Annotated in this window: 11 protein-coding genes and 1 tRNA gene; 4 read left to right on the forward strand and 8 right to left on the reverse strand. The window is 62.2% G+C overall.

The annotated features are described in order from the left end of the window. The 3 genes from ispG to Q1X90_RS03460 form a co-directional block, all read right to left on the reverse strand. On the reverse strand, window positions 1-1162 hold a 1162-nt coding region (ispG, locus tag Q1X90_RS03450; RefSeq protein ID WP_300766576.1), incomplete at its 3' end, for a flavodoxin-dependent (E)-4-hydroxy-3-methylbut-2-enyl-diphosphate synthase. Between the two features lie 29 nt (window positions 1163-1191). Next, window positions 1192-2379, reverse strand: a complete 1188-nt coding sequence (dxr, locus tag Q1X90_RS03455) for a 1-deoxy-D-xylulose-5-phosphate reductoisomerase (protein WP_300766559.1) — start codon at window positions 2377-2379, stop codon at window positions 1192-1194. A 34-nt stretch (window positions 2380-2413) separates the two neighbouring features. Then, window positions 2414-4240, reverse strand: a complete 1827-nt coding sequence (locus Q1X90_RS03460) for a DivIVA domain-containing protein (protein WP_300766561.1) — start codon at window positions 4238-4240, stop codon at window positions 2414-2416. A gap of 159 nt (window positions 4241-4399) precedes the next feature. On the opposite strand from Q1X90_RS03460, the gene Q1X90_RS03465 reads away from it, so the two are divergent. Continuing rightward, window positions 4400-4476 (forward strand) — tRNA-Val (locus tag Q1X90_RS03465). 207 nt (window positions 4477-4683) lie between these two features. On the opposite strand, the gene Q1X90_RS03470 is transcribed toward Q1X90_RS03465, so the two are convergent. Further along, the gene (locus Q1X90_RS03470) at window positions 4684-5052 is read right to left on the reverse strand and encodes a hypothetical protein (protein WP_300766563.1); all 369 of its coding nucleotides are present in this window, start codon (window positions 5050-5052) and stop codon (window positions 4684-4686) included. Continuing rightward, complete coding sequence (locus Q1X90_RS07475; RefSeq protein WP_366944454.1) at window positions 4968-5489, reverse strand: recombinase family protein; 522 nt, start codon at window positions 5487-5489, stop codon at window positions 4968-4970. The genes Q1X90_RS03470 and Q1X90_RS07475 overlap by 85 nt, the downstream gene beginning before the upstream one ends. A 44-nt stretch (window positions 5490-5533) precedes the next feature. On the opposite strand from Q1X90_RS07475, the gene Q1X90_RS03475 reads away from it, so the two are divergent. Then, the gene (locus tag Q1X90_RS03475; protein ID WP_300766565.1) at window positions 5534-6823 is read left to right on the forward strand and encodes a zinc-binding alcohol dehydrogenase family protein; all 1290 of its coding nucleotides are present in this window, start codon (window positions 5534-5536) and stop codon (window positions 6821-6823) included. A gap of 1317 nt (window positions 6824-8140) precedes the next feature. On the opposite strand, the gene Q1X90_RS03480 is transcribed toward Q1X90_RS03475, so the two are convergent. Further along, window positions 8141-8344 (reverse strand): hypothetical protein, encoded by a 204-nt coding sequence (locus Q1X90_RS03480; RefSeq protein ID WP_300766567.1) that lies wholly within the window; start codon window positions 8342-8344, stop codon window positions 8141-8143. Window positions 8345-8683: 339 nt separating this feature from the next. Here Q1X90_RS03480 and Q1X90_RS03485 point away from each other — a divergent pair, with 339 nt between their 5' ends. Together Q1X90_RS03485 and glyA are read left to right on the forward strand one after the other, a co-directional pair. After that, entirely contained in the window at window positions 8684-9979 is a 1296-nt protein-coding gene (locus Q1X90_RS03485; RefSeq protein WP_300766578.1) for an OFA family MFS transporter, read from the forward strand. 123 nt (window positions 9980-10102) lie between these two features. Further along, window positions 10103-11437 carry a serine hydroxymethyltransferase gene (glyA, locus tag Q1X90_RS03490; RefSeq protein WP_300766570.1) on the forward strand — a complete coding sequence of 445 codons (1335 nt, stop codon included), beginning with the start codon at window positions 10103-10105 and terminating at the stop codon, window positions 11435-11437. 138 nt (window positions 11438-11575) lie between these two features. Here glyA and Q1X90_RS03495 read toward each other — a convergent pair whose 3' ends face one another. Both Q1X90_RS03495 and Q1X90_RS03500 read right to left on the reverse strand, forming a co-directional pair. Beyond that, window positions 11576-12004, reverse strand: a complete 429-nt coding sequence (locus Q1X90_RS03495) for a DUF3052 domain-containing protein (RefSeq protein WP_300766572.1) — start codon at window positions 12002-12004, stop codon at window positions 11576-11578. A gap of 141 nt (window positions 12005-12145) precedes the next feature. Next, entirely contained in the window at window positions 12146-12937 is a 792-nt protein-coding gene (locus Q1X90_RS03500) for a S16 family serine protease (RefSeq protein ID WP_300766574.1), read from the reverse strand. Between the last annotated feature and the right edge of the window lie 373 nt (window positions 12938-13310).

The following is a 13310-nucleotide window of genomic DNA, read 5'->3' on the forward strand; positions in this document are numbered from 1 at the left end:
CCCCATCGGGCTGGCTTTCCTCCATCTCCCCCGCAATCTGACGCGCCGTCTCCAAAAGAGTGGGAACGATCTGATCCTCCGGAACGGTGCGGACCACCTTGCCCTTGATGATGATCTGGCCTTTCCCGTTCCCCGAAGCCACTCCCAGATCGGCCTCGCGCGCCTCCCCCGGACCGTTGACGATGCACCCCATCACCGCCACGCGAATGGGAGCGGTAATGTCCTTGAGTCCCTCGGTGACCTCGTTGGCCAGCTGGATGACATCCACCTGCGCGCGGCCGCAGCTCGGGCAGGAGATGATGTCGAAATGCCTCTGACGCAATCCCAGATACTCGAGGATCTTGCAGCCGACCTTGACCTCCTCGACGGGAGGCGCGGAAAGCGAGACGCGTATCGTGTCGCCGATGCCCTCCGCCAGAAGCGCCCCGAACGCAAGACATGATTTGATGGTGCCCTGCCATGCGGGCCCCGCCTCGGTGACGCCCAGATGCAGGGGCCAGTCGCCTTTGGACGCGAGCAGCCGATATGTCTGCACCATCGTGACGGGGTCATGATGCTTCACGGAGATTTTGAAATCGTGGAAGCCTACGTCCTCGAACATGTGGGCCTCCTTGAGCGCGGACGCGACAAGCGCCTCCGGCGTCGGACCGCCATATTTCGCGTAGAGCTCCTTGTCCAGGGACCCCGCGTTGACTCCGATGCGCAGCGAGATTCCCGCATCCTCGGCGGCGCGGCAGATGGAGGGGCCCACCTCGTCGAATTTCCGGATGTTGCCGGGGTTGACGCGCACGGCGGCACAGCCCGCGTCGATGGCCTGGAACACGTAACGGCTCTGGAAGTGGATGTCGGCGATCACGGGGATCGGCGACTTCCTGACGATGATCGGCAGCGCGTCGGCGTCATCCTGGCTGGGCACGGCGACCCTCACGATGTCGCATCCCGCGGCGGCGAGCTCCGCTATCTGCTGGAGTGTGGGGTTGATGTCGGTGGTCGGCGTGTTCGTCATGGACTGGACGCTGATCGGAGCGCCACCGCCGACAGGCACCGGGCCGACCATGATTCTTCTGGACACCCTGCGCGGGTGGAGGGGGGATTCGCTGACTTTGGGCTCGCCAGTACGCCTGAACGCGCCCGCGGGGTTGCTCTGATTCGTCGATGTCATCGGATTCGTCGGATTGGCCTTGCTCTCGTTCACGACTGCCGTTTTATCAGATCATCGGCACGACGTCGCGCCTCGTCTTCGATCTGGCCCATTTCCTCCACGGATTCGAATGTCGGCGTGGCACGCAGATCCGCATCCATCTGGTCGATCACACGTCTCACCGTATCGACGATTCCCAGATAGGGAAGCCGACGCGACAGGAACGCGTGCACGGCCTGCTCGTTCGCGGCGTTAAGCACGGCCGTGTGCTTCTGGGATGCCTGCAGACACCACCGCGCAAGCGACACGGCGGGAAAAGCCTCATCGTCCAAAGGCTCGAATGTCCACGTGGCCGCGGTGCTCCAATCGCATGCGGACGCCACATTGGACATTCTGACGGGAGCCGAGAGACCCAAAGCTATCGGAAGACGCATGTCGGGTGGTGACGCCTGACAGATTGTGGCGCCGTCGCGGAACTCGACCATCGAATGCACGATGGACTGAGGATGGACTGTCACCACGATCCTGTCGGGCGCGATGTCGAAAAGCCTACTGGCCTCGATCACCTCAAGCCCCTTGTTCATAAGCGTCGATGAGTTCACCGTGACGACGGGCCCCATGTTCCATGTGGGATGGTTGAGCGCCTGCTCAGGCGTGATGGATGACATCTCGGCGCGTTTCATCCCCCGGAATGGGCCGCCCGACGCCGTGACTATCAAGCGCGACACCTCGCCGTGCGCACCCGACCGCAACGACTGCCATATCGCGGAATGCTCGGAGTCCACGGGATTGATCTGCCCTTTGCGGATCTGTGCGTCGAAGAGAAGATGGCCACCTGCGACGACGGACTCCTTATTCGCCAAAGCCAGCTGCGATCCGGCCTTCAACGCCGCTATGGATGGGCGAAGACCGATGGATCCGGTGATGCCGTTAAGAACGACGTCGGCACCCAAACCCGCCAGCGAGGTCACCGCATCCCCGCCCCCATCGACTTGCACGGTGGATGCGCCAAGAGATCGAAGGATCTCGCGAAGCTCGCCCACCTTCGACGCGTCGGCTACCGCGATCCGCGGCACATGGTAATCCGCGGCCTGCCTGGCCAGAACGTCAAGATGGGCCCCGCCTGCGGCAAGACCGCAAACCTGAAACTTCTCAGTATGACGCGAGATGATGTCAAACGCCTGGGTCCCGATGGATCCCGTGGCTCCCAGGAGCACTACGGTTGTGGAATCGCTCAAGGTTGAGCCAACCTCTCCTCTCAGTCGTTGTCTCTCAGTCGTTGCCGTCGTCGTGTTTGCCGTTGCCTGAGTCCCGGAGCGGCTTGTCGTCTTCATCGGCCTCATCGAAGGGGACGGACGGTCGCGCGGCGAAATCGGTGTCTCCGAAAACCGGGAAGGACAGATCCGGGATGCCAAAGTTGTCCCCATCGGACGTTTTCCGATCCGCTTCCGCGTTCTGACGTTCCGACGCAGTGCCGTGAATCGATTCGGAACCGGACTCGGAACCGGTCACATCCGGAGCCGATGCCCATACGACATGGGGCATGGTCAGATGCGGGACATTCACATCCATTGAGAAATCGGTGGACTGAGCAGGATTTGTCTCTTCAGCGAGATGGGCGAGAGCCGCCAACGAGGAATCTCCCGACGTGTTCTCGCCCGCGGATGGCGAATCCTCGGAAGCGGAGGAACCCTCAGCCGTGCCGGTGGCCTGACCTGCATCGGTGCGGCCGCCGTCGGCGCGGACCGAGTCAGCGCGATCGCCGTCAGCGGATGTGTCCGGAGCTGCGGGCTGCGCAACGGGCTGGCCATGCCGGCCTCGTGAGAACAATCCATCGAAGGGTCTGAATGATGACCGCGGTCGTGTCTCGTCCTCGGAGGTGGGCGACTCTGAGATGGACGACTCAGCAGTGGACGACTTCTCGTCCGGCAAGGAAGAGAAGGACGTGGGCTCCGTCGGGAATTGCACTGTGGACGCCGCAGTGAACACTGGCGTGGACGCGGAATCCTCAGAAGTGAGCGAGGGCTCGGGTTGGGAAGAAGCGGACTGTGTCGGAGCGGATTGCGCCGGAACGTATCTTGTCGGAGCCGTTGAATCAGCAGCGTGGGACTGCCCGTTCGTCGGGCGCGCCGACCCGGGAAGCGGCACCGTCAGGGGAACCGGGGCCGGAACCGGCTGCTGGGGCATCTCGGTCGGGGACTCGGACTGACCCCGGAAAATCTCCCGCTCGGCGTCGTTCAGCGCCTCGAATGACTGGCTGCCAGTCTGCTCGTCCTCAGAGGGACGGGACACAGAGGACGGGGTCTTCTGCATGAGATCGAACAGAGATCCCACTCCGGATGGAGAATCGGCACCAGTGCCGAATCCCGTGTCGGCGGCGATAGGCGCTATAACTTCGGTTCTGGTTCCGATGTCGCTCATCGCGTCCAAGTCGACTTCAGATCCACCCGAATAATCCGAGAGATGCTCGTAGGACTCGATGCGGGACAGCAACTCAACGCAGGAGCTCAGATAATAATCAACCTGCCTCTCGTCGTATCCATGCTTCCCCTTGCGCTGAGTGAACACGACGTTCGAGACGACGGCGGCATTGAGATCGACAAGCTTGCGGGCCACGTCCTGAGCATCGCCCTGTGCGTCGTCCACACCAAGAGAAGCGGCTGATTTGGCGACTATCTGATCGATAAGACGGTCGACCTGCCGACGGTCATACGATGGCAGCTTCCCCTCCCCCAGCGCGAAACGTGAACGTTCCTTACGCGCGGCATGGGCAGCCACCCTGCGGAAAAGCTCCATCGTCGTGGCTTTCCAGGTGACGCGGCCATGCTGGGAGATCTCCCACGCGGTGTTCTTATCCGTCACCGCACGTTCAAGACGGGCCAGCGCGGCATCGACCTGCGAGATGACATACCCGCCCTTGCAGAGGTCAAACGAGACGTTCTGAATATCCTGTTGCGACAGCTGCACACCTTCGCCCTCGTACAAGGCGTGAGCCCGATCGAGGAATTCGTCGACCTGAGCGGGGTCATAGCCCCACTTGCGCTTGCCGACCCGAGCAATCCCCGACGGATTGCGACCGGCTTCAGGTTCCTCAGCCATTGGCTACCAACCTCCTATGGGTAGTGTCCATCGACCCCACTGTACGTGATTGGTCAGACGCAAGCGTTCACGACCCATCCCTATGAGGCAACACGCCACATCGCGCGAGCGACGGGAGCACATCGCCTATCGTAGCCCTAGGCTATAGTATTAGCGCGCGGGCGATTAGCTCAGTCGGCTAGAGCGCCACCTTTACACGGTGGATGTCGGGGGTTCGAGCCCCTCATCGCCCACCAGATGGTCGTTGTTCAAACCAGCGACATTTCCGGTTTGATTTCCCGTTTCCACGGCTCGCTGCCGTGTGGTGGCGAGTTGCTGCACTCCCGGGTCGAACAGGATGTTGAAGGGTTCGCCGGGTCGAGCGTCGATGTGGTCGTCGGACATCACGTGGAGCTTGTTGAAGAAGGCCTGGTTGGTGATCCGTCGCAGAGGGTCGTCGATGCTCATGTACACAGCTTGTGGCAGTCGCCCGCGAGTCTCAGGCAGTCGTCGAGGTGGGCTTTGGCCTGGTCGTATTCGATGTCGCCGGCGTCAATCTGGGCGTCGAGGAAGGCCATGCGCCGGGCGATCTTGTCCTGCTCCTGTTTCATCAGATCGAGTGGCGCGGTGCCTTCGAGATGGGCGTGCAGGAGTTTGGTTCTCCGGTCGTTGAGGTCCTGGCGTTCGGCTTGGTAGGTGCCGCGGTCGCGCCGTGAGGTCTCGTGCATCCGGTTGAACTCGGCGGTGATCAGCTGGCGCAGAGCCTCGACGATGTGTTCGGGGATCTGGATGTGCCGGTAGTAGTCCTCGACAGGGGCTTCCATGTCGGGCACGAACATGGCCTGCCGGGAGCAGTTGGTGCGTTTGGAGTGGCGTCCGGCGCAGATGAAGTACGGATAATGGTGCCCTGCCGGCTGCGCGCGTTGGTCAGGATGAGCCGGAAGCCGCATTTCCCGCAGTATACGGTGCCTTTTAGATAGTGGTCATGGGTTTGGGTCTTCTCTCCGGACACCTGGTGCGCGCCCAGCACGGCCTGGACCCGGTACCACACCTCGGTGGTGACGAGTGGCTCGTGCAGTCCGTCGTAGCTGGCTCCCCGGAAGGAGACCTGTCCTTTGTAGTAGAGGTTGGTAAGCATCCGGTGGACGGTGGAGAGTGCCGGCGGTTTGGCGGGTCGTTTCGCGGTGGGCGTGGTGGCCAGGCCCCTGTCGATGAGATGGAAAAGCACCGACGCAGGATGCGCCGGTGCTGGCCCATAACATAAGATCACGGCGCCACTTACCCGCAAGAGCTGCTACTTTCCAAAGGGAAGTCATGTCGGTTTTCTGCGACTACGGGGGGATGTTCATGTCGTTATATGACGGATCGGGACTGGTGGAGACGATCAAGACGCGCGGGGACGTATACTCGGCGGACTGTCCGTGTCGTGACCTGCTCGACGTGGTCGCGAACAAGTGGTCGGCTCTCGCGATTGGTGCGCTCGCGGATGGGCCAGTGCGGTTCGGGGTGCTGCAACGCCAGCTCGAAGGCGTCTCCCCGAAGGTGCTGACCGCGACGCTGCGTCGGTTGGAAGGGTTCGGGCTCGTGCATCGTGAGGTGATCCCCGCAGTCATCAACCGCGCGGGCGGCCCGATCGACGGCCCCGACAGCCTCATTGATGCCAGCATCACTGCCCCGGGTACGCCGACCGGCAGGGACCTGCTCATCGAGGTGCGGGCCGTGTCGGTGAACCCGGTGGACGTGAAGGTCCGGGCCTCCAGCAATCGTGCCCGCAAGGACCGGGTTCTCGGCTGGGACGCCTCGGGGGTCGTCCTTGCCACAGGCGGCGAGGCCACCCTGTTCCGGCCGGGCGACGAGGTGTTCTACGCCGGGAGCATCGACCGGCCCGGCAGCTACGCCTCCTGGCAGCTCGTCGACGAGCGCATCGTCGGCACCAAGCCCGCAAGCCTCACTCATGCGGAGGCGGCAGCGCTGCCCTTGACGGCAATCACCGCTTGGGAGGCACTGTTCGACAAGCTCCGCCTCACCACCGAAACCACGGGCACGTTGCTCGTGCTCGGCGCGGCGGGTGGGGTCGGGTCGATCCTCATCCAGCTCGCCAAGGCCCTCACCGGGGTCACAGTCATCGCAACAGCCTCCCGTCCGGAATCGCGCGCATGGGTGGAACAGCTCGGTGCCGATATCGTCGTCGATCACACGGATCCGGATCTCGCTCGCAGCATCCTGAAGGTCGCACCGGGCGGAGTGGACTTCGTGTTCACCTCGCAGAGCAAGGGCCGCATCCCCCTGTTCACGAAGGTCGTGCGTCCGTTCGGGCAGATCGTCGCGATCGACGACGAACGTGACCTCGACTTCTACGCGCTCAAGGACAAGGCCATCTCCTGGCACTGGGAGTTCATGTTCGCCCGCCCCCGACACGGCTGGAACCTCGAAGCCCAGCACGAGCTCCTGAACCGTATCGCCGAACTGATCGACGCCGGACGCATCCACACCACGCTCACGCGCGCCCTGGAACCGGTCAACGCGACGAACCTTCGCGAAGCGCACACCCTCGTCGAGACCGGGCACATGACCGGCAAGATCGTCGTCGCCAAGCACGCCTGAACCAGAGCATGCTCGCGCATCAGCGTCGATGCCGAATGTGTTCCACGCGCGGGCCACTGTTCAGCTCGTCGTAACTCTCGCCCGGTGTTGCGCGCGGATCGCGCACGAGTGACTTCTGCTTAATCGGCCTGCTGCGTCGGATCGTTTCCAGACTGCGTGCTGTTGACGCTCGAAGCTACAGCGTTCTCTTCTGGGAAGTCGTCCCGCACCGACACGATCGTGCGGCGAACGGGACGAGCGGCGCGGTCGTTGACGGTCGGCGGGTGTAGGCGCTTGCTCGCTGTCGCCTTGGCTGGATGCCGGTGGCGCCCCTCCGGTAGTTGCCCACCACCTTGGCACGATTCGGGAAGTTCAAACGGGTTTGAGACTGAGGTGAATTATCGACCACCGGACCACGAGCATCCGCCCGAGAAGCAGACCGACGGCGTGCAGAGAGCGGCCCGTTCCCGCGCAAAGCCTGGGAAATCAACGCTCCCAGAGCCTTTGGTTTGAGAAGCTCCTACGGAGGACCACACGGGTCAGAGGCGAAGCCCATGCGAAGAACATCGAATGCCACCGTGCCGGGTTCACCGATCGTGACGGGAGCGGATGACTGCCATTGGGCAGCACGTCGGAGCGGGTCTCATGACCGCATGGAACCGACAATGGACTTCACACGGGGAATCCCCTCGTCCGGGGCGAGACCCGATCAATCAATCAATCCCACTCATAGGGGATGTTCCCTTCGATGGCGTGATGCTCGCGGGCTCGTCCACAATGCGACGCAGCGTTTCCTGCTGCCGAGGGGTCAATTCGCTGGGTTGCTTGTGTTCCACAGCCAACTCCCACCACACGGTTCCAACCACTCCATGAATGGGACACGTTCTTGGCCCAAGCACCCCATAGGAACCCGAGTGCGGGGGCCCATCCCAACCAAGGCGATAGGCCTCTTCCGAATCCAGCACCTCGGTCCGACCGCAGGTCTCGCACCGGTAGATCAGCCTTGGCATGTCCATCTCCCCTGAATGAAACACCCTCAGACATCGACTGGAAGCACATCGCAGTCAGTCGGGATTCATATACGATCTCCCCGCGCGCAAACATCAACGGCGCTTGCGAAACGACAGCCAAACCGCGTCGACTTCCTTGTCCATACGTGCGGAATTAACTTATCTGAACTTATCTGATCCGAGTCGGCGGCCGACCGCCCCGATACGCGAATCCGGCAACAATCATCGGAGGCACCGGCACGACCGCTGTAATCCCAACATGGGGAATGAGATATTTATTCCATCATCCGCAAACCGGAGTCCACAAGCAGCCGTGCGGGAAGGTCCGTCAGATGTTGTTTTCACCATCCTGGGGACGAGCAGCAGGATCAACGCCGTCATGTTGGAATCCCATAAGTGCGACGGCAAGCCCCAAAATACCCGCGATCAGACCGCAGATGCCGGACGGAATCGCCTCATAGAAGGACAGGGCCAGACTCACGGCACCGAAAGCCAAGCTGATCGCGCCAATAACGATGGTGTATTTGCCCATTTTCCCGCTCCTCCGACGACTCATCGACAACCGCCATAACAGGCGTCATGATACCAGAACGGCGAATCAAAAACCACACAGGACTTGGCATCCGCACACACCGCGTCCACGGACGTCGCACTCCCGCACGTCGCGCGTCGGACGCAGGATCGCCGCATACGCGATTATGACCTTGCTCACATTCGGCCCCCGAAGTGCTCGTCACCGTGACCACGTCGTCCAAAACGAACATTTTTCGTGTTATGTTTTTTCAGCACGGGAACGGTCACGACGGCGACGGCCCGGACCACGCCACCAATCCGGCATGGACCATGGACCTCCCCTGTGGAGAGGACAACATTGAGCATCCTTCCTGACAACCGATGGACGCGGGCCATCGCACCCGCACTCCTCATCCACATATCTATCGGCACGGTCTACTGCTGGAGCGTCTTCAAACAACTCATCGCCGACCGAATGAGGGTCTCCGCAGGCACCATCGAATGGGGATTCTCCCTCGCCATATTCTTCCTCGGCATGTCCGCCGCGTTTCTCGGTCCACTGGTCGAGAGGGACATCAAGAAATCGGCCCTGCTCTCACTGGTGTGCTTCGTCGTCGGATTCGCGGGAACCGGAGCAAGCATCGCGCTGGGCTTCCTCCCCGGAATCTTCATCTTCTACGGCGCCATAATGGGAGTCGGACTGGGAGTCGGATACCTCACCCCCGTGAAGAACCTCATGCTGTGGTTCAGCGACAACAAGGGCCTCGCCACGGGCATCGCCGTGGCCGGCTTCGGATTGGCCAAAGCCATAGCGAGCCCTGTCATGGAATGGCTCATCGAACACGTCGGCCTCGTGAACATGTTCTACATCCTCGCCGCGGTCTATGCGGTTCTGATGTTCGCCGGCTTCCTCCTCATCAAACGTCCGCAGGGCTACGTCTACGAGCCGGACGCCCAGGTGAGCCGGCGTTCCATCATGCGCAAACCCGTCTTCTGGGCGATCTGGCTGGCCTTCTACATCAACATCACCTGCGGACTCGCACTCATCTCGCAGGAAAAGGACATCCTCCACGACGTCCTGCGCCAGCTGCCCTCATACGCCAGTCTCGACGGCTCGGCCTTCGCCGTCGCCATCGCCGCGACCGTGGGGACGGTCCTCGCGCTGGACGCCGTGTTCAACACCATCGGGCGCCTCGGATTCTCCACGCTGTCCGACCATCTTCGACGCCGCGAGACCTCCTACATCATCATCTTCGTCATGTCGATCGCGGTGTGCGCGATGGAGGTTGTCACGGGAGGAATCGACAACGCCCTCCTGTGGGTGGTCTTGTCCATGCTGTTCCTGGTCAATGCGGGATATGGCGGGGGGTTCTCCACGCTGCCGGTTCTGCTCGACCAGCATTTCGGCATCAAGGCCGTCTCGACCACGCATGGCCTCGCGCTCAGTGCATGGGCGATGGCCGGACTCTCCGGCAACCAACTCGCCTCGTTCGTGGTCAGCCACGCATCCGATCAGGCGCATCGCTACGCTACGCTCATTCCCATAATCGCCATGCTGTACGCGGTGGCCCTGGCCAGCATCCTCGGGGTGTCGCGCCACCGTCCGAACCAAAGGCACGACAGCGCCGCACAGGACGGGTATGGTGTGGCTTAAGCCACTGAGCGGCGCTCCCCATGCCATACCTCCACCGCCATGAGGAGGACTGGCCGCATGGCAGAGCGACACCGCGGAACCATCAATCCCGCAGCACCAACAGATCCGACAAAGGAGCCCACAATGACCGACACCGGGACCACCACCCACGCGCAGGACGACACCTTGGCGCAACGACCCAACGACGTCTTCAACTCTCCGATCTCACGCACGGATCCCGAGATCGCGGCATTGCTCGACGGTGAGCTTCGACGGCAACAGGAGGGCCTGGAGATGATCGCCTCGGAGAATTTCGTTCCGCGCGCCGTACTTCAGGCACAGGGATCGGTTCTGACCAACAAGTACGCCGAAGGATACCCCGGAAAACGCTATTATGGCGGCTGCGAGGTTGTCGATCAGGTCGAGACGCTCGCCCGGGAAAGAGCCAAAACCCTTTTCGGGGCCGAATACGCGAACGTGCAGCCCCACTCGGGAGCGCAGGCGAACGCTGCGGTGTATCAGGCGCTCGTGAAACCCGGAGACACGATCCTGGGACTGGCGCTCGACCACGGAGGACACCTCTCCCACGGAATGCGGATCAACTTCTCAGGCCGTTTCTACAAAGCGGAATCGTATGGGGTGAATCCCGACACGTTCCTCATCGACCCCGACATCATCAGACAACGCGCTTTGGAGACTCATCCGGCGCTGATCATCGGCGGATGGAGCGCATATCCGCGCATCGAGGACTTCGCTGCGATGAAACAGATCGCCGATGAGGTGGGAGCGCGGTTCTGGGTTGATATGGCGCATTTCGCCGGCCTCGTCGCGGCCGGGCTGCATCCCAGCCCAGTCCCCCATGCCGATGTCGTTTCGTCCACCGCTCACAAGACCTTGGGAGGACCTCGGTCGGGATTCATCCTCGCTAGGGAGGAGTACGGCCGCAAGATCAATTCCGCCGTGTTCCCCGGGCAGCAGGGTGGACCGCTTATGCACGTCGTGGCGGCGAAGGCGGTGGCGTTCAAGATAGCGGGAACCCCAGAGTTCCGCGACCGCATGCGGCGCACAATCGAGGGAGCGCAGATACTCGCTCAGCGTCTGCAGGCGAAGGACGTGGCCGACAATGGCATCGGCGTCCTCACCGGCGGGACGGACGTTCATCTTGTGATGGTCGATCTGCGACACAGCGAATTGGATGGGCAGCAGGGCGAGGACCTGCTCGCGCAGTGCGGCATAACCATCAACCGCAACACCGTGCCCTTCGATCCACGACCCGCCTCGATCGCTTCGGGACTGCGAATCGGCACATCCGCTCTGGCTACCCGTGGATTCGGGGCCGCGGAGTATGAGGAGGTCGCCGACATCATCGGAACCGCGCTGGCCCAGGGAACGGGTGCCGACACCGATGCCCTCAGGGCGCGAGTCAATCGGCTGGTGTCCGATTTTCCGCTTTATCCGGGACTTGAGCAAACGATCTGACATCCGTCAGACCCACAAGGGATGTCCACACGGCGGATCCGGCGCCCACCGGAGTCCCGTGTGGACGTCTACGTTGCCACGGCATCTCTGTCGTCACAGCACGGCCGCCCCAGAACATCCGGCTCCGTCGGCTCTTGTCTACCGGTTCTTGTCCGGCCCCTTGCCGAAGGCGCGCAGGCGCACACCATTCCAATCCGCGCTCACCGTAAGTGGAACGGCGGCGTTCATGCCCGCCGTCTTCGCGGCCGATTGGACCGTGCTCGAACTGGCGGCTCCGGGCCGTCCGGGCTTGGGCGTGAGAATCCAGAATGGACCGTCATCCCCCAGAACCGTGTAGGCGTCGACGATGTCGTCAGCCAAGGTATCCTCGTCATCTCCGTCGCGCCACCACATGATGACGCCGTCGACCGCGGAGTCATAATCCTCGTCGACCAGTTCCCCTCCGGTCAGTTTCTCGATCTTCATGCGGATGCCGTCATCGACGTCATCGTCCCACATCCACTCCTGGACGATATCCCCGGAGTGAAAACCGAATTCCTCAGCGTTCTGCGATGCCGTTTCATTCACGATGGTCAATATAGCAACAACTCTCGAACAATGACGTGACGTGTTCCTCACGCGGACACTGAATGCCCCGCCTGGGACCGATTAGCCGGCGACACGACACTCCCGGCGCGACGACGAGCGAACATGCGGCCACCCCCAAGATCACGCTTGGCAACGGGGAAGGGAGTCGCCCTTCCCGGAGCTTATGGCGATCAGCGCCTTGTACGCATCCGACAACGTGCTCACCCTCACATCCCGCAGCCCGCTGGGAACATGGCCCACCACCTCATCGCAGTTGGACTTCGGTGCCAAGAACCATGTGGCGGCGTCCCTGCGCGCGCCGAGCATCTTAAGCCTGATTCCCCCGATCGCACCGACCTTGCCGGAGTCGGACATCGTGCCGGTGCCCGCTATGACCGCGCCGTTGGTCAGAGACGTCGATCCCAGCTTGTCAAGGATTCCCAAGGCGTACATCATTCCGGCGGACGGACCGCCCACATCCTCCATATTCAGGCTTACTGACACGTCGGAGACATCCACACCCAGATTCTTCGACGCGAAGGACAGCGCGGCCGTCACCGCGTGGTTCTGCGATTGGGTCATCTGACCTGTGGATTCGGAACGGTACTCATCTGCGCTCTGCCCAACGGGGAAAACCGTCTCAGTGGGAGTGACCACGGAGTCGGACCGGAACCAGGAGATCATCGCCTCCGCCGTAGTCATCGCATATCCCGGAACGCCGGATGCATTCACCGTGAGCATAAGAAGCTTGCCGGAATCCTTGTACGTGGACGCACCCTTCACGGTGATGACGGCGGTGCCCTCCGACGATCCCAGCACGTTGCGCGTGGGCCCCGGGGACTCCACGACGTAAGGACTGGGCAGAACGAGAATGACCGCGCACAGGAACACGCAGACAGCGCCGACGAAGAAACCCGCGGGACGATGCGACACATGTGCTTCCAACCGCGACAACGCGCCCCTTCCGGAACCACCAAGCGCCCGTGCGTGCCACGCGTGGTTCCGGTTTCCACGACCCCTGCCCAATGCCATCCTCATATCGCACAGTGTAGAACGCCAACCACAGACACCCCTGCCGTCAACCGACGCCATCATCCCTTCACCCCGCCGCGCGTGTCCGCACACATCCGTCCGCGCGTGTCCGCACGCACTGTCCCACGTGCGCACGCACTGTCCCACGTGCGTACGCGTCCCCATACCAAGGCTCTCATTCCCGATCATTCCTCACATCCAGCGGCCGTCTCAAGCCCCACCCCCAACGCTGATTGCAAACATTTGATGGTGGCGATGGCAGAGGACATGAACC

The organism is uncultured Bifidobacterium sp. (genome assembly GCF_949292005.1).
Classification (GTDB): Bacteria; Actinomycetota; Actinomycetes; order Actinomycetales; family Bifidobacteriaceae; genus Bifidobacterium.